We start from the raw sequence: 26382 nt of genomic DNA, 5'->3' as shown, positions 1-26382 counted from the left end.
ACATAAAGTAATAATAAATTAAAAAAATTATAAAAGATACTATATTTACCAAAAATACTTCCTGTGAATCATGATTTTGTCTCTACGTAGTTTGAAGAATATGGTAGTAACATCTATAGGTATATTTTGACTGCAATCTCCAGCATTATCTATCAATAGTCGGTTGAATAACTCAAATGTTTTCTATAGACTTTTCCCCATGAAATCACAGCAAGCTGTAGTGTATGGTATTGGCAATACACTGGTAGATATCATTACCCGGGTAGCAGAGGAAGATCTCATGACTTTGGGGTTGTCAAAGGGCGCAATGCAGTTGATAGATGGAAGCTTTCGTGAAAAATTGCTCCGATTCATAGAAGGCAAACCGGTTACCTATTCCTGCGGAGGTTCAGCGGCAAACACACTGATTGCACTTTCCCAGTTCAATGTATGTACCATACTTGCAGGAAAGGTCGGCAGGGATACACACGGAAATCTTTATCATGACCGATTGGGACAATTCAATATCATAGACCAGCTGAGAGACTGTAACCAATCTACCGGCAGTTCCATCATTCTTGATACACCGGATTCAGAACGTACCATGAATACCTATCTATGCGCCAACCGTGAGTTCAATGAAACTGATGTGGATTTTGACAGTGTACGAAGGGCTGATTATTTCTATTTTACAGGCTATATGTGGGATACGGACAACCAGAAGAAAGCTATCCAGAAAGTGCTCGATTATTGCAAAACGGAGGGAACAGCCATTGTATTTGATGTTGCCGATCCTTTTGCTGTTCAAAGATATAAGGAAGAGTTCCTCTATCTGATTGACCATTATTGTGATGTAGTGTTTGCAAATAGGGACGAAAGTAGAATTCTTTTAGGCTGTGATGATGTCGTAGGATGCTGCAGCAGACTTGGACAGTTATGTCCGACAGCTGTAGTAAAAAATGGAGTCCATGGTTCGGTCATCTGTGATAAAGGTAAGATATACCAGATTCCTGTTGCAGGTTCGATACATCCTGTTGATACCACTGGAGCAGGGGATATGTATGCAGCAGGCTTCCTGCTTGGACTATGTCGGAACTGCACGATTGAAGCCTGCGGAAACATTGCTTCCCTACTTGCGGGCCAAATCATTTCCCAAACAGGTGCCCAGTTTACTGAAGTGAATCTTGAGGTTGCAAAGGAAAAGCTTACAGAATTGTCTTTAATCTGACATATATTCTTCAATTTCCCAGACATAGAGAAAACTATATTTTTGAATAAGCAAAGGGATTGCCGCAGCAACTGCGGCAATCCCAATATTTCAACTGCTATGGCAGCTAGTATATTCTAATACCGTCCATTCGGATATTTATCATCAAAAGCTAACAGCTGATTGTTCAATGTCTTCGGATCTTCATAATGCTTTTCCTTTCTTGCATTCAGAATGGAATACAAGACGGGGGAGAGGAACAGCGTCAGGAAAGCTCCTGTACACAGGCCACCTACGAAAGTAAGGGCAATCGGCTGCATCATTTCGGCTCCGCTTCCAGGGAAGAAAGCCAAAGGAATCATGCCGAGGACAGTAGTAAGTGTCGTCATAAGTATTGGCCGCAGACGAGTCTTTGCTGCTGTGATACAGGCTTGCTTTACCGGCATCTTTTTTCTTACCAACTGGTTGATTGTATCAACCATGACAATGCCATTGTTGACGACAACTCCTATGAGGGCAATGATACCGACTATTGAATACAACGTGAAGTCCTGTCCCATCCAGATATGAATCCAAATGACACCGATAAGCAGCAGCGGTACGGTTGCAAAGATAATGAAAGGATCAATCAATGATTCAAACTGGGCTGCCATTACGGCAAAGACAAGGAACAGAGCCAACAATATAATCAGTATCAAGGTAGGGGCATAGGAAGTAAATGTTGCCATATCACCTTCCTGTGACAATGTTACTCCATCTGGTAACAGCAGATATTTGTCAAGGGCAGTCTGTACGCTGGACAATGCCTGGCTGGAACTGTAGCCATCGGCAGCATCGGCAGTGACATGGTTGACACGGACCTTATCAACCCTGGTAATGGAAGCCGGTGCAGTGGTCTTCTTGAATGTTACGAAAGTCCCGAGGGTAACAGCTCCTTCCGAAGTCTGTATTGTCAAGTTTTCCAGGTCACTGATAGAAGTGAACTTGTCGCTGTCCAAAGTTACATAGAAATCATAACTGTCATCCGGATCCAATGAAGTCAAACTTGTTGCTTCTATGCCGTCCAGGGCAAATTCCAGTTCGGTATAGATATCATCAGCAGTTACTCCAAGTTCATTGGCAAGGTCAAGGTTTACTTCAGCTTCAATCTTAGGAGCTCCGTTATCCAAGTCACTTGCAATGTTCTGGACCGTAGGAACATGATCGGCAAGTATTGTCTTGATATTGTCGATTGTTTCCTGTATGGCATCCATATCCTTGCTGGATATGGCGATATCTATGGCTGAATTGCTTGTTGGTCCTCTGCCTGAGTCAAATGTCCATGTGGCATTCGGATTGTCGTTGAGCAAAGCCCTGATTTTTGATTTCAGGTCAAGTATGCTATATTTCTGCTTTGAAATATCCGGCAGTGAAATATCGAGTGAACCGGTATTGGAAGCACCGACTTCTGCCATAATCTCGGTATAGCTGTCTTTCGGCAATGTAGCCTGGATTTTCTCCTGTATTGCGAAAAGTTCTTGTTTCGTGTATTTCTTGTTGGTACCTGACGGCATAGTCAGAGATAATGAAATCTCATCGTCGCTATTCATCGTTGGTGTCAGGCTCATCCCGATGTTTGATACCTTTGACAGGGAGAATAACGTAAGCAGAACCAACAGGATGATAAGCAGCAACCGCCGATGCAGAAAATATTTCAGAGCCGTAGCATAGGCATTGGTCATTTTTTCTTCAAACCGTGCCAGTGCGTTGTCAATTGTTCTCAGCACCCTGCTTTTCAGTGGCTTGTCTTTCCTTGTATGCAATTTCAGGATACTGCCGGAAAGGGCTGGTACCAGTGTCATTGCCACGAACAAGGAAGCAAGCAAGGCGATACAGACGGTAATGATCAGATCCTGGAACATCATGCCGATCATTTCAAGCTTTGTTTTGTATAGGATAAGCGGGATGAATACACATAGGGTTGTCAAAGTAGAGGCAACTATGGCATTTCCCATGTTGTTGCTGCCCAATATTGCAGATTCTACGCTGAGCATACCGGATTCCCTGTATCGGTAGGTATTTTCAAGGATAACAATTGACGAGTCGACTATCATGCCTATACCCAATATCAGTCCGCTCATACTCATCATGTTGAGTGAAATATCAAAGGCATACATGAACATCAACGTAATCAATAGGGATATCGGCATGGAAAGCATAATGATAAAGGTCGATTTGAAGCCTCTGAGAAACAGGAATATAATAAGGCCTGCTAGGAGGATCCCTTCTATTGCATTTTGGTATACTTCACTTAACGTAGTGGAAATCATTTTTGTTTCGTCACGTTCAATCGTCAGTTTCACGCCTTTCGGCAGTTGTTTCTGAATTGAAGGCAATGCTGCCTTTACTGCCTTTGCTACAGTGGATTCATTGCTATCACTGTCATTTGATACACTGAGGCTGATGACTGAAGTACCATCCAAATAACTTTCTTTATAGCTGGTTTCCTTTTTAAGTGTGACAGTACCTATGTCCTTTACCCGGACAGCATATCCATCCAATGTCGTAACGATTGTATTCAGTATTTCATCTGCGCTGGTATACTGCGTATTGATGTTGACATTGTAATTCAGCGTTCCTTGGGTAAAAGTACCGCCGGTACCTTCAAGGTTCTGGTCATCCAGTGCTGATACTACATCTGAATAGGACAAGCCCAAAGCTTCCATTCTGTTTTTGTCAAGTTCGACATGATAGACACTGTCACCGCCTCTTACTTCAACTTCTGAAACACCACTGATTCTTGAAATAAGAGGTGAAATGGTATTGTCTGCCAAATCCAGCAACTTTTTCTGGTTTTCATCACCACTCAGGACCAACCGCATGAAAACCGTATTGCTGGACATATCCATTTTCATCACTGACGGAGTAGCACACCAATCAGGCAAACTGTCTGACACACGGGTGATGATATCAGAAACATCGCTGGAAGCATCATCCAAGTCAGTACCGTAGTTATATTCGAGAACAATAAAACAACGGTCACTTTCAGAGTAACTTGTCATTTTCTTGAGGTTTTCGAGCGAGCTGAAGCCATCTTCCAATACTTCTGCTACTTGGCTTTCGATTTCATCCGGACCTGCATTCGTACAATCCGCATATACGGATATGACTGGCATGTCAACATCAGGAAAGAGGGATTGTTTCAGGTTTTTGACGCTCAAGGCTGCAATGATGCAGATGAGCAGGTAGATCATCGTCATCATGACAGGACGACGAACTGAAAATTCACTAAGTTTCATCTATATGTTTAGGCAAGGATACTTCGGGAATTACCTGAAGGGAATTGCCATCCTCCTGTTGATTGTACAGACATGTCGTAAGACATGCTGTTCTTGGATGAGACAAGTGCTGGAGCTTGATGTACCTGCACTTGTACAGATAAGGGAAACCTATTGTTTCCCAATTCCGGTTGGTACACATCTCTTGCAGAGATATCTGCCGAATGGCTACTCTATCCATCAGATGAGATGTTATTGCAATATTGATCATCTGCATTGCCTGTTCATTTGACGATATTGACTTTTGTCTGATCCGTGACAGATCCCGCAGTTACTACTTCGTCTCCGGCCTGCAGACCCTCAGTAATGACGGTAACTGTTGCATTGGAAGAGCCTGTTGTGACGGTTTGCCTTGTCGCTACATTATCCTTGACGATGTATACCACGTTCTTGTCCAGATAACTGGAAATGGCATCATTCGGAACGGTCAGGCAGTTGTCTACTTCTTCTGTAATAAGTTTTAATGAAACGAACATACCTGCGAGCAATTTACTTGAGTCTTTCGGTTTGAGCTTTATGGTTACCGTACGATTGGTCGTGTTGACTTCATCTCCGATTTCTGTAAGGGTTGCTTCTATAGGATCATCTGGCCAGGCTTGTGTAGTGAAGGTTGCTTCCATACCCTGTTTCAATATTGACAGATACTTTTCAGGAAGTTGAGCGCTGACCCTCAGATCCGGTGTGGGCTGTACGGTGATGGTAGTGGAGGTTTCCGAGAGCGTCTCTCCGACATAGATTGGTACATCTTCGACCTTTCCGTCTATTACCGACTTGATATCTGTGGCCTTATATTGATTGCCTGGTGTAGAATTATCCAAGGTGCAGATGATATCTCCTTTGTGGATTTCATCATTCTCCTTTACATAAATCTTTGTAACCTTGCCGGCATACTCACTCTTGAGATCGGTTTCATCACTTTCATCTATGATATCAGCGCCGATAGTCGTGTATTTTATGAAGTCCCCTTCTGCTACCTTGGTCACAGAAACGTTTGTTGCAGTTTCATTTTTATTCTGCTGTGCTGTAAGGCCGGATTTGCCAGCATCTGTCTTGTTTGACAAATTGTTTCTGATGGTCACTGTCGCCAGCACGACGCAGATTGCCAGCAAAATGATCGTGACTATATGGTCAAAGTTTTTCTCTTTCATGTCCCATTGCTCCTATTTCAATATATTGTCAACGCTCGCTTCAAGATAACATGCGAGGTCGTGGAGATACAAAGTATAATTGAGTTGATTCTGCAGTATAGCTATGTTGCTGTTTTCCCTGTCAAGAATAGCATCTTGGTAGTCACTGTAACTGGAAATACCTGCATCGTATGATTCTTTTTGCTGTGTTTCCAAGTACGTATACAGTTCAAGTTGCTTTTCAAGGGAATCTTTCTTGGACAGGTAGCTTTGGATTGAAGTAAGGTAGGAGGTAACCTGCTGTTGCATGGTCGTCAATTCAGCCTGATAGTTATACGATGCAACATCGATGCTTCTCTTGTCATTTTCCAATGAAATGGCTGTACTTGAGTTTTTAAAATAGGCATCCAGTGGCACAGAGACTGTCAAAGAAACGGAAGAACTGTCTGCTGCAGTATTTTCTGAATCTGAGTCAATCTTACTGCTCAGTCCTACAGAGGCAGAAGTTGTCATAGTCGGCACCTTTGCATCATAGTTGTCGCTCTTGTATTCAATATTGCTCAGGGCAATGGCATTCTGCAAGGACTGCATGGCGCTGGTTTTCGGAATCAGGGTATACAGATCCTTTTCTCCCTTCGGTTCCTTCATTTCCATAAGATCTTCCAGTTGGTCAGGGTCGATATCCTTGCCGATTTCCTTTTCAAGTGTTTTGGTTGCCGCTTCCAAGCTGGCTTTGTCACTGTCTACAGTCTGCTTTGCCTGTACAAGGGCCAATTCACTTTCACTTAGGGAAACTTTGCCAAGTGACCCATCATCGTATTTCGCCTGATTCGAATCTTGGATTTCCTGCTGGTTTGCCAAAGCCTTCTGTGCTTCTTCAAGGGAAAGCCTGCAAGAGACCACATTCCAATAATCGGCTGTCACCGTACTTCTTACTGTTTGCTTTTCCGTCAATACTGACAAATCGGCAGAGATGGAATTCAATTGTTCGGTTTTCTTCGTATAGGGGGTACTGTCGGCAGTTGAAAAGCTGGCAGACGCCGAAAGAGAGGTTGACAATGAGTAACTTTGGCTGGTTGACAAGTTTGCCAAGTCAAACAATTGCCCTGTGGCTGTTGCACTGCCATCTACGGAAAATGAAGGCAACAGATGGTTGATCTGTGTTGTCCTCTTACTGCTTGCAGCATCAAGCTGTGAGGCCGCAACAGCATCGCTTTTTGCTGTTGCCAGCTGTATCGCTTCGTCCAGACTCAGCGTTTCCGCTGTGAGTGAAGGAATGAACAGCAGGAGCAGGCATGGCAGTACCTTGAGTATTTTTCTTTGCATAATAAACTCCCAACTTTCGTTTCAATCTAATCCAACACTAGAGTACAAATATGGACATATTATGTATATCCATGGAAGGAATAGCCACAAAAGGTTTCAATTTATGATCTGTGCAAAATTGAACTAGAAAGTATTTTTGACCTTGATATAAGCTGAAATTATTTTTTCGAAATATAATTTCTTTTTGGATAATGATTTTTTATACATATTTGTGCCTGATTCTCTCAATTGCTGTCCTGCAGGGACTTGTTGTGGCAAAAATATGGTATTTCGGTGCAACTACATCCAAACTACATACTCCTATAAAGAGAAAAATGTCCTTGGTCGGTATATAGCCTCCTATCGCTTCGGCAACGGTATCTTTTGTTTGTATCATATGTCCTTTTATGATACTATGGACGGGATAGGAAGACGGCATGACCTGCTGCATTTTCCATGTCATACGGAGTAGATAATGTTTGACGGTTTTATAAAGGTAGCGACCTGCAGTCCTGTGATCCATCCTGCAGATGTCAGTGAAAGCGAAAATAAAATTGCGCGGGCGATGCTCCGTGCTGCGGCAGGGTCTGTAAAGGTGTTGGTATTGCCTGAACTTTGCCTTACCGGCTATACAGCCGCTGATTTGTTTCTTCAACAGACGTTACAGTCCCGGGCTTTGGGAGCTCTTTCCAATTTGCTGGAACTGAGCAGGCAGACGGACGATATGGTGACGTTGATAGGGAGTCCCCTTGTTGTCGAGGGGAGACTTTATAATTGTGCGATTTTGCTGCAGGCAGGAAAGATCCTGGGAATCGTACCTAAGCAGAATTTGCCGAACTATCAGGAATTCTATGAAAAACGGTGGTTCAGTGTTCCTGCTCCAGGAAACCGACAGATCAACTTGTTGGGTCAGGATGTACCTTTTGGTACAAAACTGGTGTTTGCCTGTCAGCAGATAAAGGATCTGGTACTTGGCATCGAAATCTGTGAGGACCTATGGGTACCTCTCAGTCCTAGTCTTACCCATGTAATGGCGGGGGCAACCATGATATTGAATCCTTCTGCAACCGATGATCTGGTCAGCAAGGATGAGTACCGACGTAAGCTTGTATGCATGCAGAGTGCCAAATGCATATCCGGCTATGTCTATGCAGGGGCTGGTTGCGGCGAGTCTTCTACCGATTTGGTGTTTACCGGTCATTCACTGATCTGTGAGAACGGAACGTTGCTTGCAGAAAGCATGGACCAGGGTGAAGAGTTGACTGTTTCAGTCATAGACGTGCAGAAACTGGCATTGGAAAGAAGACGTATGACTACCTTCTTCCATGATGTCGAAGGTTACAGGACTGTAAGTTTTGATATGTCCGTAGAACAGACCGATTTGTCTTGCAGGGCCATTGCGACTGATCCTTTTGTCCCTGATGATGATGCTGTCCGGCAACAGCGCTGTGAAAAGATCCTTGGCCTGCAGGCACAGGGACTGTGTACCAGATTGCAAGGTGCACATTGTTCACATGCAGTGATAGGGTTGTCCGGGGGATTGGATTCGACTCTTGCTTTGCTTGTTACGGTCCGGGCTTTCAGACGTGCTGGTTTCGATTTGAAGGGAATTCATGCGGTTTCCATGCCATGTTTCGGTACAACAGGAAGGACAAGAACAAATTCCATGAAGCTAGCAACGGCCTTGGGTGTTGATTTCAGGGAAATTGACATTACGAAAGCCGTCCGACAGCATTTCAAGGATATCGGGCAGGATGAACAGCGGCATGATGTCACCTATGAAAATTGCCAGGCAAGGGAACGGACCCAAGTGCTTATGGATCTTTCCAACAAAGTGGGGGGACTGGTTGTAGGTACCGGTGATCTTTCAGAGCTTGCATTAGGATGGGCAACCTACAACGGTGACCACATGTCAATGTATGGAGTCAATGCCTCTGTCCCTAAGACCTTGGTCCGCCATTTGGTCAGTTACGTAGCTTCCATTGAAACATCGGAAATTTCCCAAATATTGCTGGATATCATTGATACGCCCGTGAGTCCTGAATTGCTTCCGCCTACAGGCGAAGGAACCATTTCCCAGAAGACAGAGGACTTGGTGGGACCGTATATACTCCATGACTTTTTTCTGTACTATTTTGTCAGATGGGGTTTTTCCCTTTCAAAGATCAGCCGGCTTGCAACACAGGCTTTTGAAGGACAGTATGCACCAGCGGTGGTCAATCATTGGCTTTCTGTATTCATAAAGAGGTTTTTCCAGCAGCAGTTCAAGCGTTCCGCATTGCCTGATGGGCCTAAAGTCGGTTCAGTCACATTGAGTCCCCGTGGCGATTGGAGGATGCCTAGTGATGCCCCGCTTGCAGACTGGAAGAATTTCCGACATTGGGGAGAAGATCAGTGAATATCATGATTGATATAGTATGGCCGTGTGGTTGGAGGGGCTGAAAGATGAAGAAGTTCATAGTCTTTTGTCTGTTCATAGGTATTGCCATGCAGCTTTATGCAAGTATCGGTGATATAGAAATCGGAAGCACTGCCATGTACAAAGAAAAGCTTTCTGGAGTTGACGGTGATATGTCTCTGCTGAAACATATTGGTAATTATGATTTCGGTGCTTCCTGTGATGTAAGGCTTTTAGGACTTCGCTTGGATACGGATGTCATCTATACCTGTGAGAATTCCCAAGCTTCCCAAGAAGGAGCCTTGAATGTATTTGTTGCTGCCGGATTGGCTTTTAATATTAACAAATTGTTGGTATTGTCAGGTGGACTTGGCCCTCAGGTTGACTTCGCCATTGCTGATGATGGTACTGTTTCTGATGGTGATGGATCGATTGATTTCTGCAAAGATTTTTCCCGTGCTCCTTTCAGCTATAGGTTTTCTGCTATGCTGCTGTTGCGGCAATTGCGGCTTGAAGTGTGGTATCGCTTGCCGACGGAAGGCTTTACTATAGATGATCCGCAATTGGATCGGTTGAAACCATCAAACCCTGCCCATGGGAAAGTCGGAATTTCGTTGAAGTTTTCATTGCTGTAACCTCATAGGTACAGACTTTCAGGAGGAGAAATTATGTCGAAGATTTCAAGGTCTTTCTTTGCCCCGCTTCTTGTTGCTGTCATTTCTTTTTTTACACTTTATTTCTTTTTCCCCTCTCTTGCTACGAAGTATCTTGGATTTGCATATGATAAAAAAACAGAAAGAAGTGCCGATACTGAGCAGATGAAACAGAAAGTAGAAGAGGCTACTGGAGCATCCTTGGATAAGCTGAAGGACAAGCTGAATCTTGACAGTGTACAGGATCTGCTTGGCAATGATGCCTCGGAAGGCAGCTCAAAGTGAGTCTGAGAATTACTTTTCTCGGTACGGGTACCAGTCATGGAGTTCCTATGATCGGTTGCACTTGCAGTACATGCAGATCCAAGGACCCTAGGGACAAGAGGCTGAGAAGCAGCCTTTTGCTTGAAAAGGACGGGAAAAGAATCATAATTGACACAGGCCCAGAATTTCGGCTGCAAGCATTGCGTGTAGGATTGGATAGCCTGGATGCCATTCTTTACACACATGCTCATGCAGATCATCTCAACGGCATCGATGACATACGGCCTCTTTCACGCTATCATGTATTGCCGCTGTATGGCAATGAGACTACCATAGCTCAGATCCGCTACCGTTTTTCCTATGCTGTTGACAATGCGGAAAAGTATGGGGCCCTGCCTCATCTCCAGACGCATGTGCTTAGACCTTACGAAATATGTAACATCTGTGGTTTTCCTGTACAGCCGGTGGTCTTGTTTCATGGTAATATCGAGGATTTTGGTTATAGGATAGGAAAAATGGCTTATCTGACGGATTGCAGCAGGATCCCACCTGAGACCTATCCTTACTTGCATGATTTGGATCTGCTTGTACTTGACGCCTTGCAGCATCATGATCATCCGACACATTTCAACATTTTCCAGGCTATTGAAGAAGCAAGGAAGATAGGAGCAAGGCAGACGCTGTTTACGCATATCAGCCATGGGCTGATGCATGGCAGGGACAGTGTGCTTCTGCCGCGAAATATGGCTTTTGCCTATGATATGCTCAGTCTTGAACTGAGTGAAGAGGATGGAGAACATGAGTAAGGAACCCTCTTTGTTTGATGAGGAAGACTTGGATCAGGAAAAGCTTGCACAGGAAAAGACCCCTTCGGTCAAGATTGTGCATACACCTGTCGTAGTCGAAGAATCCCAGATGAAACAGGCTATGAAGACCGTATTGGATGAGGGAGGCGAAGCGCAGCTACGGAAAAAGCTTTATATCATAGATGGCTTTGGTCTCATATTCAGATCATATTTTGCCTTTATTACCCATCCCATATTTGATCTTGAAGGCAATAACTTTTCTGCAGTATTTGGTTTTTTCCATTCATTGTCCCTTGTGTTGAGAGAGTATGCACCGGATTATCTTGTTGTCGCCTTGGATTCCAAGGGGCCGACTTTCAGACATGGAATGTATCCCCAATACAAGGCAAACAGAGAAGCAGCTCCCGAAGAACTGTTGGAACAGATTCCGAAGGTAATTGACCTGCTTGGTACCATGGGTATCCCTACATTGGCAAAGCAGGGACTTGAGGCTGACGATATCATAGCGACCCTTTGCCAAGAGGCTGATGACCATGGTCTTGACAGCGTATTGTTTACTTCTGACAAGGACCTGCTGCAGTTGGTTGATGCGCATGTGACTGCTCTCAGACCGGCCAAGAAGGTACAGGGACAATATCAGCTGTTTACGGAAAAGGAAGTATATGAAGAATTCGGTGTCAGAGTTGACCAGATTGTCGATTACCTGTCTTTGGTCGGTGATACCGCTGACAATGTACCGGGAGTCAAGGGCATCGGAGCAAAGGGAGCTGTCAAGCTGCTGGGAGCGTTCGATACTTTGGAAAACTTATATGCTAATCTGCCGAAACTTACAAAGGCACAGCGGGCACGGCTTGAAGAGGGGCGTGAGGCTGCTTTTCTCAGCAAACAGCTGATTACGCTCAGAAGGGATCCTGAGCTTGCCGGTTGCTTTGATGCTGCGTCCTATAGCCTTGATTCCTGTGATTTCGGTGCAGTATTGCCCGTATTCGAAAAAGCAGGTGCAAAATCACTTGTACAATCGTATGCGAACCTTCTTAACAATGGCGCCCGTCAGGTAGCAAAAAACAAGATTGAGCAGTCCCGGGACAAGATATTGGATGAACTGCAGGAATCTGCTTCTGTTGCCTGCCCAGACCGTTTGCAGGGACCTGGGATGCTGCATCCTGTTACCAGCCTTGAAGAACTGGATGCTCTGCTGTCCTCAATTGCCGGCAGAGGTGGGTTGATGGCTTTCGATACGGAGACGACTTCACCTGATGATATGGCGGCTACTCTTGTCGGTTTCTCTTTTACCGACCACAGCAAGGAGGCTTGGTATTTTCCTTTGGTTTGCGGTGGAGTTCGGGTGCAGCAGGACGATGGTGTCAGAAAAGTACTCAAGACCTATCTGGAAGGGGGGAAGATTGCTGTCATAGGGCAGAATATAAAGTATGATTATAAGGTACTTAAACGTTTCGGAGTGACTATCAGGACAATTGCCTATGATACACTTATTGCTGCTTGGCTGTTGGATTCCACGGCCAATGTCTACAATATGGATGCATTGGCAGCAAAGTATCTCCATTACCAGACCGTTGCCTTTTCCGATGTCGTTCCTGACGGCGGCCTGTTCAGTGATGTGCCGCTTGAATCCGCAGTGAGATATGCTGCAGAAGACAGTGACGTTACCTACAGGCTCTATGAATATCTTGAACTTGCTTTGCCTGAAAAGCAGAAGAAGGTCTTCAATGAGATGGAACTCCCACTTATCAGGTTGCTGGCAGAAATGGAACTGGCTGGCATACGGCTTGATCCTCAGAGGCTGGAAAGACTGTCAAAATCCTATGCGGAAAAGATTGCCATTCTTGAAAAAAAGATTTTTGGTCTCTGTGGACATGAATTCAACCTCAACTCAACCCAACAGCTTTCTGTAGTTCTGTTTGAAGAAAGAAAACTGCAGCCAGGGAAGAAAACGAGAGGCGGTTATTCTACGGCGACAGGAGTATTGGAAAAACTGAAAAATGTAGACCCGCTCATCCCTTTGATTTTGGATTATCGTACTCTTACGAAATTGAAAAGTACTTATCTTGATGCCTTGCCTAAGTTGGTGAATGAACAGACTGGCAGGATCCATACTTCATTCCTACAGTTTGGAACTGCAACCGGCAGGTTGTCTTCCCGTAATCCGAATCTTCAGAATATTCCGATCAGAAGTGAAGAGGGAAGGCGTGTCCGCAGTGCTTTCCGTCCTGAGGAAGGATGTCTGTTCCTTTCAGCGGATTATGCCCAGATTGAACTGGTGGTCCTTGCTCATTTGAGTGGTGATCCGGCATTATGCAAGGCTTTCAACGACGGGGTCGATGTCCATAGGTTTACGGCTTCCTTGATCTTTGGCAAATCCATGGAAGAGATAACTTCCGGTGAAAGAAGAATTGCCAAGACCATTAATTTTGGCGTCATGTATGGTATGAGTGCATTTCGTCTTGCAGGGGAACTGGAAATAAAAAGAAGTGAGGCCGCAGCTTTCATAGAGGCTTATTTCAAGCGTTACAGCAGGGTTGCCCTTTTTATAAACAAGACTGTGGAACAGGCTAGGAAAACCGGTAAGGTTGAGACGATGGGAGGACATGTCCGGCATATATCGACGATCAACAGCAAGAACAGCGTTGAGCGGGCTGCTGCAGAAAGAATAGCAGTCAATACTGTCATTCAGGGTACTGCCGCAGAAATCATGAAGAAGGGTATGCTACGGTTAGCTGGTACCTTGAAAGAACATGAACTTGCTTCCAGAATATTGCTGCAGGTCCATGACGAGGTAATCCTTGAAGTTCCTGCCGTTGAAGTGGAGATCGTACAACCATTGGTCAAGGAAGCCCTTGAGGGCGCTGCCAGATTGTCCATACCTCTCCGTGCAAGCATAGAAGTCGGAGATGATTGGGGTGATTTCCATTGAAAGTAACTGTCATAGGACTGACTGGCAAAGCCTGTGCAGGAAAGAACCAATATGGCCGTTGCTTGCAGGAACATGGCCTGTTGGTCATAGATGTTGACAAGCTGGGACATGAAGCCCTGGATGAAAGAAGAGCCGAAGTAGGCCGGCTGTTTCCTTCTGTCGTGACCTCTGAGGGACAGATTGACAGACGATTGCTTGGAAATATTGTGTTCAAGGATAAAGCGGCATTGGAAAGGCTTGATGCAGTCATTCATCCTGTAGTCAAGCAACGTTGCAGGCAACTGATTCAGGAAGAACAGGAAACTTCAAGAAGGGTTGTCGTGCTGAATGCCGCATTGCTGAAAAGAGGAGGATTGGACGAACTGTGTGATGAAATAATTTTTGTTTCTGCCTTGCTATGGGTACGTTGTCGCCGATCTCTTGCAAGGGATAGGAGAGGCATCATGTGGTTCCTGCATCGGGAGTGGTCGCAGAAAGATATTTCAAAAAACTCATTTCATGGGAAAATACCTGTCATTGTCTTCAATAATAACAGTGGAGTACTGAATATTTGTCGACAAGTTGACGACTATTGTGCTATACTGACCAAAAAGAATGGATTTAGGTAGGGCAGAGGATAAAGTGTTACATTCTGCGGGTGTTTTTGTTCATTAAGATGAGAAGTTATGAGGCAGGACGTGTTTCGTGCCTGTAAATTTTCTAAGGTGAACATCAGAATGTCAGAGAGAGTTGGCACGATTGCCTGATATGGGGTAAGGTTCAGCAACGTCTGGGTGAAGATGGAGACATCTGTACCTGTGTTGTTATGGGCTGTTCCTTGGTCGTGATTCATTTTGATGGGGTTGGTCAAAGGCTTTTTTCCGTTGCCTTATGTCCTAACGCTGCAGACATCAGGATGTATATCCTGAATGGAAGATAGAGGAGGATGGCAAATCCTCCCCGGCTTGTGTTAGCTGGGGTATCCTTGCCGAATTTTGATGAAAAAGAAGACTCGAGTTTCATTGCTGGTAGTTACCATAGTTGCAGCACTGTTTGCCTTCGGTGCCCTTTGGTATTTGAGACCGGGAACTCCAAGCTATATTTTGGATGAAGCAAAGGATAGGCAGTCGGTTCCTTTGCTTGAGATTACAGAACCAGCAAAGAGAGCGCCAGAAGTTTCTCTGACTGATGATGAAATTGCCAGGCTTGCGAATAAAGTAGCTCCAAAGGTCAAAGAACAGTTGGCAGGTGATGATGACTTCATTGCAACTGTGTCCGACAAAGTTGAAGTTGCTTTGAAGAAACATATTGATGAGCAGATCAATTCTGTGCTTAAGCCACAGCTTGAGGCTGAACTTAAGACGGAAATGGATGGTTTTGTTTCAAAGGAAAACCTGAGCGCCTATCTGCCTCAGCTGGTTGATGCCCTGTTACCTGATGTCGTCAAGGGTGTTTATGATTTGCTTAAGGCTGACAGTGACAAGTATGTCAAGCAGATTGCCCAACAGATCAATTTGCCTGAAGATGAGGTCTTGAAGCTTTATCAGGCGAACAGGTCTGCCCTGATCAAGGATTTGGCGCCGAGTATCTTGGATGCAATCGAGCAGGATGCCAGGATGAAGCTTGTACCTGTTGCACCGAGGGTACATTCCTTGAAAGTTACTGTCGTTCCTCAGCAGGTATATAATCAGCGCAATGCTGTAGTTGAAGCTGTACCGGCCACCTCTGCTGAGAGTGGAACTGCAGCAACCAGTGAAACGGTATCGCCGGCAGCCAGTAGTGACGGGACTATTCTTCTGGACCCCGCACAATATAAGACGCAGCGTGATGAAATCCGAACCAATGCCATCCAGGATATACTTGATAAAATTGAATCAACAGGTAAGTAATATTTCCTAAATTTTATATCAGATAAGTTCCCTTATATTGATGTCAACCGAAAAAGCTCAGTGAGCGTAAGGCTTGGCATCTTTTTTTTGTCTGGTTGTTGCCTGAACTGATTGTTCCTGTAATGTAGGGATATAGAGTAAGTTTTCAATGGCAATTTGCTCTTTTCCCCAAATTTTTTTCTATATGTTTTGATATTCTGTGACCTGCATTTTTTGGTCAATTTCTACTGAAATTACGACAGATTTTCCCGTATTGTCGTGCCTTGTATCTGCTGTACTCAAAAACTCGTTTTTTCCTTTCTGAGGAAGGTTGCCGGTGATTAAGCTCCTGATGAAAAAAAACATATTCCAATAGGTAGAAAAATATAATTATGTATTCAAGCTATCTGTTTCCAATATAAATAATTATAATCTTAAATTTTTTTGTATACATAAACAATTTATTCAAATAAAAATTTTTTGAAATTTTCACAAAAAAAGACTAGCACTGATTGAATGATGGTGATAGACTCCGCTCTAGAAATAGGGTTTTTGATTTCCTTTTTTCTTAGGATTGAAGGGAGTGTTTTTTAATACTTTATATTCTGAGGTGTGGCTATGGTTTCTATGGCTGGACTTGCAGCTTCGGGAGAAGAATCACCTGCTCCCAAGCAAAAACAGAAAAAGGCGAATCATGCTGATGAGCATGTTCCCTACAACAATCGGGTTGCTCTTTCTTTCAGGAACCGCAACATAACTTCTTTCGTGCAGAAGTATTTTCCCGGCACGTCAATGGAAGAGTGGAATGACTGGAAATGGCAGATTTCCCACAGGGTCACCACTCTTAAGGAAATTTCACGCTTCATTACTCCGACATCAGATGAAAAATTGGCCTTGGAATCAAATTTCCGCCAGTTCCCTTTCTCAATTACCCCCTACTATCTTTCAGTATTTGATCTAGATGATCTTGACGATCCGCTCAGGAAGACCGTTATTCCTTCAATCAAGGAATCGTATTCCAGTCCTGGCGAAAGTGATGATCCATTGCATGAGGACGGAACCAGTCCTGTCCCCGGTATCGTACATCGTTATCCTGACCGGGTACTTTTCCTTACGACCAGTTTTTGTTCCACCTATTGTAGATATTGTACTCGCAGCAGGCTTGTCGGAGGTCATACAGAGGCATTGGAACAGAATTGGAGTGCGGCAATTGAGTATATAAGGAAAACGCCTCAAGTCCGTGATGTCATCATTTCTGGTGGTGATCCATTGACTTTGTGCGATGAGAAAATTGATTGGTTGCTCAATGAGCTGACCAGTATACCACATATCGAAATGATTCGTATCGGTACGAAGGTGCCGATGGTGTTGCCTCAGAGAATTACTCCTAGGTTGCTCGATATACTCAAACGTTACAAGCCGTTGTATATGAGTATCCATTGTACTCATCCAGATGAGATTACCGAAGAGTCCGCATATGCTGCCAACAGTCTTGCTGATGCAGGAGTCGTGATGGGGAGCCAGACCGTACTGCTCAAGGGTGTCAATGATTCTGTACCGGTAATGCTGGAACTCATGCATAAGCTGTTGCAGATACGCATACGTCCATACTATCTTTTCCAATGTGATCCGATTACCGGTTCCCAGCATTTCAGGACTACGGTAGATAAAGGCAAGCAGATCATCCATGGACTAAGAGGTTTTACAAGTGGCTATGCAGTGCCCCAATATGTAATTGATACCCCGGGTGGTGGTGGCAAGGTACCAATCATTCCTGATTACAATGCAGGATGTGATAAAGACAACATTTATCTTTACAACTATGAAGGCCGAAAATTTGCTTATCCTCTGCCGCAGACAAAGAGAGCTGCCAGATGATCATCGGTATGACATATGATCTGAAAGATGACTATCGCAAGGCCGGCTATCCAGAACAGCTTATCGCTGAGTTTGACAACCTTCAGACGATAGAGGCATTGGAAGCTGTCTTTGAGAAAGAAGGTCATCAGGTAATCAGGATAGGTGGTATCAGGTCTTTGGTAGCATTTCTCGCAAAAGGCAGCAGGTGTGATATTGTATTCAATATCTGTGAAGGATTGCATGGAATGGCGCGGGAAGCACAGGTACCGGCATTGCTTGAAGCCTATGGGATACCCTGTGTATTTTCTGATGCCATGGTCCTTGCGTTGTGCCTGCATAAAGGAATGACCAAGGCCGTAGTTGCAAGAAGCGGGGTCCCTACTCCTGATTATTATATGATTGCGGAAGAAAAGGATATTGCGGCTGTTGATTTGCCATTTCCTTTGTTTCTGAAGCCCGTCGGCGGAGGGACAGGAATGGGGATCAGCAGCAAGTCCATAGTCCATGACAGAGACTCCTTGGAAAAAGAGGCAAGATATCAGCTGAAGACATTTGATCAGCCTGTCATTGCGGAGACTGTCTTGGAAGGACGTGAATTTACCACAGGAATCCTAGGCACCGGTACAAGTGCCCGCTGTATTGCAAGTATGGAAATTGTCGTTGATCATAAAAGTGACGATGGTATCTATTCCTATAAGACAAAGCAGGACTATAAGGAATGCACTACCTATCATCTTGTGGAAGATGCACAGGTAAATGAACAGTGTGAAAAAGTTGCTTTGGGTGCTTGGCGTGCACTTGGATGCCGAGATGGCGGAAGAGTCGACTTGAAGATGGATTGCAAGGGAAGGGTACAGTTCCTTGAAGTAAATCCTCTTGCAGGACTAAATCCGATTGATTCTGATCTTCCGATGCTGGCTCGTTTCGTCGGAATGGATTATGATCATCTGATCCGTGAAATCTTCTCAAGTGCCTTGGACAGATTAGGCATGAAGGCAAGATAATAGCTGTGAAAGTACTGATTTTTCCATGAAAGTTTTGCCGGCAGTACTTCTGCTGATGTTGCAGATACACAGATTGAAGTCAATCTGGTTACCAAGGCTTTGAAACATGCCGGGCATACCTGCATGGATGAAGAATTTACCTTGGATCTTATAAGAGACAAGGCTTTGCTTGACCGACTGGCACCCGATAAAGTCTTCAATTTGGTCGAAACCCTAGATGGTAGCCGCCTGCTTCATCTGGCACCGGCCGTTTTTGAAGATTGCATGGTGCCATATACCGGTGGGAACCAATTGGGTATGTTGCTTTCTTCTGATAAACTGTTAGGTAAAGAAGCAATGAAGCTGGCTGGCATACCTTCACCGGCCTATGCTGACTGTAGGGAAATTGACCCGACGCTTGTAGGGATTCCTGTAATTGTCAAACCAAGGTGTGAAGATGCATCTGTCGGTATCGACGGCAACCTGCAGACTTTTTCCACCAGGGAAGAAATGCAGACTTTTCTGGTTGATCATCCGCAGCTTTTCTGTGAAAAATACATTGATGGCCGTGAATTCAATGTGTCATTGCTGTCCCACGGCAACGAGGTCAAGATATTTCCTTTTGCTGAACTGAGATTCATTGACTATCCTTCAGGCAAGCCGAGGATTCTGGACTATGATGCAAAATGGACCAAAGATTCCTTTTCGTACCGCCATACGGTCAGGACTTTCAAACTTGAAGATTTCGGACAGCCAATGCTTGACAGAATGCGCAGGATCAGTCTCTCTTGCTGGAAACTTTTTGGAGCGAAAGGCTACATGAGGGTAGATTTCAGAGTTGACGGAAACGACATCCATGTGCTTGAAGTAAATGTCAATCCCTGTATTGCAGATGACAGTGGTTTTGTAGCAGCAGCTGCTGAAGCAGGAATAGCATATGGCGATTTGGTTTCTGCTTTGTTAGGGGAATAAGATGGATGTTGCATTGACCTATCGTACCGACGTCATAACCATGGACAAAGGGGCTGTACGAAGCATTCTGGAAAGCAGCGGTTTCTTCAATAAGGAAGAGATTGACATGGGTGTAAGCTTGGTTGCGGAACGGTTGGAAAAAGGTCTTGCCAGTGGGTATCTTTTCCTTTTTTGTGAAAAAGAAGAACGCGCTGTCGGCTACACCTGTTATGGACATATTGACGGAACTGCCTCAAGTTTTGACCTTTTTTGGATTGCCGTTGACCAGAGCCTACGGGGAAACGGTATCGGCAGGGAACTGATGCGACAGACCTTGGAAGATATACAGCGGCAGGGCGGAACACGTGTGTATGTAGAGACATCTTCGACCGATCTGTATCAACCGACCCGTTTGTTTTATGAAAAGCAGGGCTACATCTGTGAAGGAATGCAGACCGATTACTATGGCCCTGGTGATAGCAAGATGCTTTATGTCAAGGTCCTTTCCTAGTCTGGGTAACTTCGTGTACTACCGTCAAGGGTATTGAAATGCCAGATGTCATTGTCATGACCTGCAACAAAACTGTCGGTAATGGGTACTTTTCCTCCGCCCTTTGGCAGATCAATCATGAAATTCGGCATTGCAAGACCGGAAAGCCGGTCTCTCATTTCACGTTCCAATGCTCTTGAAGTACTGAGCGGCACCCTTAGATGTGCTGTTCCACTGACAAGGTCTCCTTGGAAGACATAGTATGGCTTGACTCTGACAGCAAGCAGGTCATTGCATAGCTGCTCCATGACATCTGCATTGTCATTGACTCCTTTCAGCAGGACAGTCTGATTGAATGCAGGGATACCTGCGTCGACGAAAAGTGAAACTGCTTTTCTTGAGACTTCGCAGATTTCACGGGGATGATTGAATTGTGTAAGCAGGTAGAATGGTGCACTGCTATGCCGGTGAAGCATAGTGATCAGGGAAGGTGAAAAACGACTTGGCTGTGTGACGATCATTCTTGTGCATAGCCTGATAATGAGTTTTGGACTGTGTTCCCTGAAAATGGTAATCATCCGGTCAATCTTTGCGTCACTGAGTGTAAACATATCGCCGCCGGTCAGAAGTATTTCTGTGATTTCATGATGGGTGCCGATATATACGGCGGCTTCTTCGATTTCTTTTTCGCTTGCAGGACCGACCATATTGCCAGTGAAACGTCTTCTGAAGCAGTGTCTGCAATACATGGGACAGATATCGGTAGTCAGGAAAGCTACCCTGCTTCGATAGCGATGCACCAGACGCGGTGTAACGGAATAATCAATTTCTGCCAAAGGATCAAGGGTCTCAAGGTTTTCTGTTTCTTCTTCCTTGCAATTGGGAAATACCTGCCTGCGCAGAGGGTCGTCAGGATCATCAGGATCAATCAAGGAAAGGTAATGACTTGTTATGGAAACAGGCAAGCTTTCATTGCCTCCTTTGAAGGCTGCCTCATCTTTGCTCAGGGCAAATCTCGCCTTGAGTTCTTGTAAACTATGTATATCGTCTTTCATAGAATCTGGTGTACACGATTCTTCATTTTTGGTCTATATGTATCAATATCCTGGAAAAATTTTCAGAAAGCCTATCCGACGCGCTTATGGTAAGGGCAACATTGGTTATGTTTTTTTATAATTTGATGGAATCTTCATATTTGTGTGGTAAGATAAACGGCAGGAGGGTTGGGATGGACACTACGGCAACTAAGCAGAAGGGAAGTCTGAAGGGATATTATCTGATTACCTTTCTCATCGGATTAGGTTTCTTTACCATGGGACTGATGGATCCTCTGTATGACAACTACATACCTATTTTCCTGAAACAGTATATTAGCTCTACTGGAATCATCGGGATAATCATGACATTGGACAATGTACTTGCTATTTTTCTCATTCCTATCTTCAGTGCGCTAAGTGACCGGACCCGTACCAGGATAGGTAGACGTATGCCCTACATAGTCATTCTCCTACCTCTTTCAGCCATTGTATTCGGCTTGATTCCTTTTGCGGCACTCAGGTCACTCTGGCTGTTGATCATCACTATCTTTTTCCTGAATATCTTCAAACAGGCTGTCCGAGGGCCCGTTGTAGCCTTGATGCCCGATATGATTCCTGGAAATCTCAGGAGTGAAGCCAACGGTGTCATCAATACGATGGGTGGCCTTGCTACTATCCTGGGAACGGTATTGCTTGCAAGGCTTATGGATGTAAAACTCAACATAAGTGGCACACTTCATGACAATATCCTTGCTTACCCTGTTGCAAGCCTCTTTGTCCTTGTTGCCACATTGCTTCTTTTCCTCTTTGTAAAAGAAAAGAACGGAAGCTATACCGAGGAAGAAAAAAAAGAAGAAAAGGTTCCTATCAGACAATCGTTGAAAGTTATCTTTGCCGAAGAAGACAAAAGTGCCATGCGTATCCTGTTTTCCCTGCTGTTCTGGTTCATTGCCTATCAGGGAGTACTTCCTTTTATCGGACTGTACAGTGAAGAAGTGCTGAAGACTTCACATGGCACTGCAGCGTTGGCAGCAGGTATGGTCGGCATTGCCTATGCCATTTTTGCCATTCCTTCCGGTTCCTTTGCCCATAAGCATGGCAGGAAAAAAACCATCAGAGGTTCTTTGCTTGCCCTGGTGGTTATTCTTATTGCCATTTTCCTGCACAATGGATTGACAAGCGGCATAAGCAGAAGCATGCGGCAGTATACATTCTGGGCTTTGCTTTTCCTGTTTGGCATCTTTTGGGTTGCCGTCGTCACGAATAGTTTTCCTATGCTTTGGCAGATGGCAGATTATAAGACCATGGGTATCTATACCGGCCTTTATTATTTCTTTTCACAGTTGGCATCCATAATCGCACCGCCTATTACCGGTTTCTTCATGGATATTTTCGGCTATGGCAGCCTGTTTCTCTTTGCTGCCGTCAATATGTTCATTGCTTTCATGCTGATGCGCAAAGTTGACCGAGGGGAACCGGAGGACGATAGCCTTCCTGATGCTTGATGCGTTTTTGAGAAAATGAAAACGTGTCTTGAAGGAGATGAAGAGAGCCAGTTGACACGTGTTATACCGAACGGTATAGTACGTGTATGGATAACAGGGAACAACTGAAACAGGTTGCTTTGGAACTATTCTATGAACGGGAATATGACGGAGTCGGCATACAGCAGATAGTCGATATTGCAAAACTGACGAAACCGACACTCTATTACTATTTTGGCAGCAAGCAAGGCCTGTATGCCAGCCTGTTCAGGGATGTACTTGAAGAAGATTTCCGTCTGTTGAAGGATGCTGGAAACTATTCAGGAAATTTTTCCAATTCATTGCAGAACCTTGTGTTTGCATTTGCACGTTGTTTTGAGGCCAATCCGAAATTGTATTCAATCTTGTTCCGTTTTTATCTTGCAGGAAGCAGTGGTGAAGCCTATGCAGTTGCCAGACCATATCTTGACAGGCTCTTTGGGATATTCCTTGGCCTATTCCAAGCCGCACGTGCACAACTTGGCAATATGCATGGCAGGGAAGAGCAGTTTGCCCATACTTGCCTTGCTGTCGTCGTAGATTATCTGTTCCGTAACAAAGATTCCATCAGTGAAGGAAACTTGTATGAGTTGCTGAGGCAGTACCAGTTTGGTATCTATTCTTAAGGCAACGAAAAAATTTTTGACTATGTTATATACCGTACGGTATACTAGGAGGTACCATGGGACGATGGTATAAGGAAGCATTATTCTATCAGTTTTATCCGTTGGCATTTGCGAGAGGACCTTATAGCCTTGCAGAATTGGAAAAATGGGCAGACCATCTGGTCAGCCTAGGCATAGATGCCGTCTATCTTGGCCCGGTATTTCAAAGTGAAAGTCATGGGTACGATACGGATGACTACTTGAAGGTAGACAGAAGGCTGGGAGATAACCAGACGCTCAGGAATCTTGTCCATGTCTATCACTGCCATGGTATCAAGGTCATATTGGATGCAGTATTCAACCATACAGGGCGAGGATTCCATGCTTTCAGGGATCTGCAGGAGAAAGGCCGTGGCTCCTTATATGCAGCATGGTACAAAGGCGTGGACTTTTCAAAGGACAATCACTTCGGTGATGGTTTCTGCTACCAAGGATGGGAAGGTTGTGATGATTTGGCATTGTTGGATCTGACAAACCCGCAGGTGTCCGATTATCTTATCCAAGTTGCCAAGTTCTGGAAGACTGAGTTCCATATAGACGGACTCAGGCTTGATTGTGCCTATAGCTTGCCAAAGTCATTTCTTTCCCGTCTCAATAGGGAACTGAAAGAGAGCGACCCTGATTTTTTTCTGCTGGGAGAAGTCATCCATGGCAACTATGCAGACTATGTAGGTAAGGGTATGTTGGATAGCGTAACGGACTATGAACTTCATCAAGGCCTGTTCCACAGCCACGTCAGCAGCAACTACTTTGAATTGGCCCATACGCTTACGCGTCAATTCATTGAAGAGGGGAGTGTAGGCTACAGGCTGTACAATTTTACTGATAACCATGATGTGGACCGCCTTGCTTCCAAAGTGACGGATTCCCGTGACTTGTATCTGATTTATGCACTGCTGTACTATTTGCCTGGGCTTCCTTCCTTATACTATGGGGATGAATGGGGAGCTGAAGGGAAGAAAGTCGGCGGCGATGATGCTTCTCTTCGGCCTTGGTTCGATATCATGCACCTGCCGATCAAAGACCGGCAGCTTCTGAACCACATACGTACATTTGCTTTCCTACGGCGGAAAGACAAGCATTTCTTTGCTTGTGCAGACCTTTCCGTTGAAGTGTTGGAAAACCAGTTCCTTGTTCTTCGCCGCACTTTGGGCGAGAAAAGTCTTTTCCTTATGCTTAACATTGATGAAAAGGACAGGAATATTACTCTTCCGCAAGGAGGAAAGGTACTGTATGGCTGTTCTGCAATGGGAAGTGAAGGTGGATTGGATCTGAAATCCCATGGGTTCTCGCTGATTGATGTCAGCAGAAAGCCTGTTTAGGAACAAAAGCATCGGTCCCTGTCGGGACCGATGCTCTGCACTCTTCCAGGGTATAAGACTTTTTTAGTCATTGACCCTTTCAAGATATTCCTTGGTTTCTGTATTGATTCTGATTTTTTCACCTTTCTTGATGAAAATCGGTACTCTTACCTTGAGGCCACATTCAGTTGTTACATACTTTGTAGCACCTTGGACTGTATCACCTTTGATGGCTTCTTCAGCATCAACGACCTTGTAGACAACCTTGCTTGGAATCTGGAGGTCAAGCAGCTGATCTTCCCAGAAAGTACAGCGGTAAGTCTCTCCTTCCTTCATCAGGTACTGGTAATCAGGGAAATTGCCCATCGGCACTTCAATCTGATCATATGTATCTGTAAGCATCAAGTGGAAGTTTTCGCTGTCATTGTACAGATACTGTACGTCGCGGTCTTCTACCGTAATTTCTTCTGCATTGTCTTGGGATTTCATGGTTTCTGAAAGAATCTGTCCGGTAGCAGGGCTCTTCAGCTTGAGACGGACGAATGCCGAGCCTTTGCCTGGATTGACGAATTCGCGGTCAATGCAGACGAAAGCCTGGCCCTTGATCAGAAGAGCTGTACCCTTGTCAATCTGACCTGCTTTAATCATGTTTATATACCTCTGAATTTATTAGATTTGTTGTTATGCTCTGTTTTTCAGCACTACACACAAAGACACTATATCATAGCAGAAAAAGGAAAAAGAATCACCCCCCTGATGTCTTCTATTTCCAACTGGCACATCAGCAGTCGATCCATGCCGATGGCAACGCCGCTGCATTGTGGAAATGTAGCAAAGATATCCGCAAAGGAAGGATCTGTATCTGGAAGGACACTGCCGCTTGCAAGCCGATGCTGTGCCAGCACTGCAGATTCCTTTCGATAGTAGGCTCTGATTTTCTCAACATTCCGCATTTCATCATAGCAATTGGCAACTTCATTTCCTGCAATGTACATTTCCCATCGTTTCTTATAAGGGCCATCGGTACAGTCGGCTGCCAGACAATCAATCTGCATGGGATAACGGTCAAGCACAAGCGGCTTGTCCTTCGGGAGATTCGGTTCTACCAGTGAAAGAAAAATCCTATTGAAACTTTCTTCCCAGCTTTCACCCTCAGGATTTCCTTCCAAGCCCAACCGTTTGATTTCCTTGACCAGATCAGACTGTCTCTGGCAATGATCCAAGTCGACACCGGCATATGTCTTCATGGCTTCTTCCATGGTGAGATGCCGAAAAGGAGGCAGTGTATATTCCGGTGCCTGGGGAAGATGAGTCTTTGCAAGCAGTTCCTCTGTCAGGGAAATGGAATCCTGTTCATCCATTCCGACACTGTAGTATTCAAGCATCGAAAATTCGATGTTATGTTCCCTGCCGAGTTGTTCACTGTTCCTGAAGCAATGGGAGAACTGATATATGGAACCTGAACCCTGTGCAATCAGTTTTTTCATGAATATTTCTGGAGAGGGAATAAGGTAAAGTTCTCTGCTTCCCTCGAAGAGAGAGGAGAACTGCGTGGCAAAATTTTCAATCGTTGGTTCTGGTATAAGATCACCGGACAAGGTCGGGGTGTCGACTTCCAGGTAATCCTTGTCATTGAAGAAATTCCTTATTGAAGTGTACAGGTTGCTGCGGGCTCTGGACACAGTTTTCATATCCGTTTTTTCCATATCGACAGATAATATCTGTATATCGGAAAAA

General features: G+C 44.7%; 23 protein-coding genes. 16 read left to right on the top strand and 7 right to left on the bottom strand.

Annotated elements, in window-relative coordinates; all coding sequences use genetic code 11:
• The first annotated feature begins 199 nt into the window (after positions 1–199).
• On the top strand, positions 200–1207 hold the full coding sequence (locus LKE40_05910; protein ID MCH3916985.1) for an adenosine kinase: 1008 nt from the start codon (positions 200–202) through the stop codon (positions 1205–1207).
• A gap of 116 nt (positions 1208–1323) precedes the next feature.
• Here the strand turns inward: LKE40_05910 and LKE40_05905 are convergent, their stop codons facing one another.
• Positions 1324–4464: an efflux RND transporter permease subunit gene (locus tag LKE40_05905; protein ID MCH3916984.1), complete on the bottom strand. Its 3141-nt coding sequence runs from the start codon at positions 4462–4464 to the stop codon at positions 1324–1326.
• 97 nt (positions 4465–4561) lie between these two features.
• Here LKE40_05905 and LKE40_05900 point away from each other — a divergent pair, with 97 nt between their 5' ends.
• Positions 4562–4735: a hypothetical protein gene (locus LKE40_05900; GenBank protein ID MCH3916983.1), complete on the top strand. Its 174-nt coding sequence runs from the start codon at positions 4562–4564 to the stop codon at positions 4733–4735.
• On the opposite strand, the gene LKE40_05895 is transcribed toward LKE40_05900, so the two are convergent.
• From LKE40_05895 to LKE40_05885, 3 genes are all read right to left on the bottom strand, one after another.
• Complete coding sequence (locus LKE40_05895; protein ID MCH3916982.1) at positions 4728–5651, bottom strand: efflux RND transporter periplasmic adaptor subunit; 924 nt, start codon at positions 5649–5651, stop codon at positions 4728–4730. The two genes, LKE40_05900 and LKE40_05895, sit on opposite strands and share 8 nt — an antisense overlap.
• A gap of 12 nt (positions 5652–5663) precedes the next feature.
• Positions 5664–6956 (bottom strand): TolC family protein, encoded by a 1293-nt coding sequence (locus LKE40_05890; GenBank protein ID MCH3916981.1) that lies wholly within the window; start codon positions 6954–6956, stop codon positions 5664–5666.
• 199 nt (positions 6957–7155) lie between these two features.
• Positions 7156–7398 carry a hypothetical protein gene (locus tag LKE40_05885; GenBank protein MCH3916980.1) on the bottom strand — a complete coding sequence of 81 codons (243 nt, stop codon included), beginning with the start codon at positions 7396–7398 and terminating at the stop codon, positions 7156–7158.
• Positions 7399–7410: 12 nt separating this feature from the next.
• Between LKE40_05885 and LKE40_05880 the strand changes: the two genes are divergently transcribed.
• The 11 genes from LKE40_05880 (at position 7411) to LKE40_05830 (ending at position 20140) form a co-directional block, all read left to right on the top strand.
• Positions 7411–9333, top strand: a complete 1923-nt coding sequence (locus tag LKE40_05880; GenBank protein ID MCH3916979.1) for an NAD(+) synthase — start codon at positions 7411–7413, stop codon at positions 9331–9333.
• A gap of 47 nt (positions 9334–9380) precedes the next feature.
• A complete protein-coding gene (locus tag LKE40_05875; GenBank protein ID MCH3916978.1) occupies positions 9381–9968 on the top strand; it encodes a hypothetical protein in 588 nt (195 codons plus the stop codon).
• Between the two features lie 33 nt (positions 9969–10001).
• Positions 10002–10271 (top strand): hypothetical protein, encoded by a 270-nt coding sequence (locus tag LKE40_05870; GenBank protein ID MCH3916977.1) that lies wholly within the window; start codon positions 10002–10004, stop codon positions 10269–10271.
• Positions 10268–11056, top strand: coding sequence for an MBL fold metallo-hydrolase (locus LKE40_05865; protein ID MCH3916976.1), 789 nt, complete (start codon positions 10268–10270; stop codon positions 11054–11056). The genes LKE40_05870 and LKE40_05865 overlap by 4 nt, the downstream gene beginning before the upstream one ends.
• Complete coding sequence (gene polA, locus LKE40_05860; protein MCH3916975.1) at positions 11049–13988, top strand: DNA polymerase I; 2940 nt, start codon at positions 11049–11051, stop codon at positions 13986–13988. The genes LKE40_05865 and polA overlap by 8 nt, the downstream gene beginning before the upstream one ends.
• A complete protein-coding gene (gene coaE / locus LKE40_05855; GenBank protein ID MCH3916974.1) occupies positions 13985–14596 on the top strand; it encodes a dephospho-CoA kinase in 612 nt (203 codons plus the stop codon). Before polA ends, coaE begins: the two co-directional genes overlap by 4 nt.
• A gap of 369 nt (positions 14597–14965) precedes the next feature.
• Positions 14966–15856: a hypothetical protein gene (locus tag LKE40_05850; GenBank protein MCH3916973.1), complete on the top strand. Its 891-nt coding sequence runs from the start codon at positions 14966–14968 to the stop codon at positions 15854–15856.
• Positions 15857–16453: 597 nt separating this feature from the next.
• Positions 16454–17713, top strand: coding sequence for a KamA family radical SAM protein (locus LKE40_05845; GenBank protein ID MCH3916972.1), 1260 nt, complete (start codon positions 16454–16456; stop codon positions 17711–17713).
• On the top strand, positions 17710–18699 hold the full coding sequence (locus LKE40_05840; GenBank protein MCH3916971.1) for a D-alanine--D-alanine ligase: 990 nt from the start codon (positions 17710–17712) through the stop codon (positions 18697–18699). The genes LKE40_05845 and LKE40_05840 overlap by 4 nt, the downstream gene beginning before the upstream one ends.
• A gap of 123 nt (positions 18700–18822) precedes the next feature.
• Positions 18823–19650, top strand: a complete 828-nt coding sequence (locus tag LKE40_05835) for an ATP-grasp domain-containing protein (protein MCH3916970.1) — start codon at positions 18823–18825, stop codon at positions 19648–19650.
• A 1-nt stretch (position 19651) separates the two neighbouring features.
• Entirely contained in the window at positions 19652–20140 is a 489-nt protein-coding gene (locus LKE40_05830) for a GNAT family N-acetyltransferase (protein ID MCH3916969.1), read from the top strand.
• Here the strand turns inward: LKE40_05830 and LKE40_05825 are convergent.
• Complete coding sequence (locus tag LKE40_05825; GenBank protein ID MCH3916968.1) at positions 20137–21174, bottom strand: KamA family radical SAM protein; 1038 nt, start codon at positions 21172–21174, stop codon at positions 20137–20139. The genes LKE40_05830 and LKE40_05825 overlap by 4 nt on opposite strands.
• 173 nt (positions 21175–21347) lie before the next feature.
• Here LKE40_05825 and LKE40_05820 point away from each other — a divergent pair, with 173 nt between their 5' ends.
• From LKE40_05820 to LKE40_05810, 3 genes are all read left to right on the top strand, one after another.
• Complete coding sequence (locus LKE40_05820; GenBank protein ID MCH3916967.1) at positions 21348–22661, top strand: MFS transporter; 1314 nt, start codon at positions 21348–21350, stop codon at positions 22659–22661.
• An 86-nt stretch (positions 22662–22747) separates the two neighbouring features.
• On the top strand, positions 22748–23305 hold the full coding sequence (locus LKE40_05815; protein ID MCH3916966.1) for a TetR/AcrR family transcriptional regulator: 558 nt from the start codon (positions 22748–22750) through the stop codon (positions 23303–23305).
• 56 nt (positions 23306–23361) lie between these two features.
• Entirely contained in the window at positions 23362–24666 is a 1305-nt protein-coding gene (locus LKE40_05810) for an alpha-amylase family glycosyl hydrolase (GenBank protein ID MCH3916965.1), read from the top strand.
• A gap of 63 nt (positions 24667–24729) precedes the next feature.
• Here the strand turns inward: LKE40_05810 and efp are convergent, their stop codons facing one another.
• Positions 24730–25293 (bottom strand): elongation factor P, encoded by a 564-nt coding sequence (efp, locus tag LKE40_05805; GenBank protein MCH3916964.1) that lies wholly within the window; start codon positions 25291–25293, stop codon positions 24730–24732.
• Between the two features lie 68 nt (positions 25294–25361).
• Positions 25362–26336, bottom strand: coding sequence for an elongation factor P--(R)-beta-lysine ligase (locus tag LKE40_05800; GenBank protein MCH3916963.1), 975 nt, complete (start codon positions 26334–26336; stop codon positions 25362–25364).
• Positions 26337–26382 lie beyond the last annotated feature (46 nt).

It is taken from the genome of Spirochaetia bacterium, from assembly GCA_022482625.1.
GTDB lineage: Bacteria > Spirochaetota > Spirochaetia > Sphaerochaetales > Sphaerochaetaceae > Pleomorphochaeta.
This window is presented reverse-complemented; position numbering and strand designations above follow the sequence as displayed.

Bases quoted from the DNA above. Each gene is read 5' to 3' on its own strand.
- LKE40_05885 (MCH3916980.1), bottom strand. From the start codon at position 7,398: ATGACATGGAAAATGCAGCAGGTCATGCCGTCTTCCTATCCCGTCCAT.
- efp (MCH3916964.1), bottom strand. From the start codon at position 25,293: ATGATTAAAGCAGGTCAGATTGACAAGGGTACAGCTCTTCTGATCAAG.
- LKE40_05890 (MCH3916981.1), bottom strand. From the start codon at position 6,956: ATGCAAAGAAAAATACTCAAGGTACTGCCATGCCTGCTCCTGCTGTTC.
- LKE40_05880 (MCH3916979.1), top strand. From the start codon at position 7,411: ATGTTTGACGGTTTTATAAAGGTAGCGACCTGCAGTCCTGTGATCCAT.
- LKE40_05810 (MCH3916965.1), top strand. From the start codon at position 23,362: ATGGGACGATGGTATAAGGAAGCATTATTCTATCAGTTTTATCCGTTG.
- LKE40_05845 (MCH3916972.1), top strand. From the start codon at position 16,454: ATGGTTTCTATGGCTGGACTTGCAGCTTCGGGAGAAGAATCACCTGCT.
- LKE40_05830 (MCH3916969.1), top strand. From the start codon at position 19,652: ATGGATGTTGCATTGACCTATCGTACCGACGTCATAACCATGGACAAA.
- LKE40_05840 (MCH3916971.1), top strand. From the start codon at position 17,710: ATGATCATCGGTATGACATATGATCTGAAAGATGACTATCGCAAGGCC.
- LKE40_05900 (MCH3916983.1), top strand. From the start codon at position 4,562: ATGAGACAAGTGCTGGAGCTTGATGTACCTGCACTTGTACAGATAAGG.
- LKE40_05820 (MCH3916967.1), top strand. From the start codon at position 21,348: ATGGACACTACGGCAACTAAGCAGAAGGGAAGTCTGAAGGGATATTAT.
- LKE40_05850 (MCH3916973.1), top strand. From the start codon at position 14,966: ATGAAAAAGAAGACTCGAGTTTCATTGCTGGTAGTTACCATAGTTGCA.
- LKE40_05875 (MCH3916978.1), top strand. From the start codon at position 9,381: ATGAAGAAGTTCATAGTCTTTTGTCTGTTCATAGGTATTGCCATGCAG.
- LKE40_05910 (MCH3916985.1), top strand. From the start codon at position 200: ATGAAATCACAGCAAGCTGTAGTGTATGGTATTGGCAATACACTGGTA.
- polA (MCH3916975.1), top strand. From the start codon at position 11,049: ATGAGTAAGGAACCCTCTTTGTTTGATGAGGAAGACTTGGATCAGGAA.
- LKE40_05895 (MCH3916982.1), bottom strand. From the start codon at position 5,651: ATGAAAGAGAAAAACTTTGACCATATAGTCACGATCATTTTGCTGGCA.
- LKE40_05815 (MCH3916966.1), top strand. From the start codon at position 22,748: ATGGATAACAGGGAACAACTGAAACAGGTTGCTTTGGAACTATTCTAT.
- LKE40_05835 (MCH3916970.1), top strand. From the start codon at position 18,823: ATGGATGAAGAATTTACCTTGGATCTTATAAGAGACAAGGCTTTGCTT.
- LKE40_05825 (MCH3916968.1), bottom strand. From the start codon at position 21,174: ATGAAAGACGATATACATAGTTTACAAGAACTCAAGGCGAGATTTGCC.
- LKE40_05800 (MCH3916963.1), bottom strand. From the start codon at position 26,336: ATGAAAACTGTGTCCAGAGCCCGCAGCAACCTGTACACTTCAATAAGG.
- LKE40_05905 (MCH3916984.1), bottom strand. From the start codon at position 4,464: ATGAAACTTAGTGAATTTTCAGTTCGTCGTCCTGTCATGATGACGATG.
- LKE40_05870 (MCH3916977.1), top strand. From the start codon at position 10,002: ATGTCGAAGATTTCAAGGTCTTTCTTTGCCCCGCTTCTTGTTGCTGTC.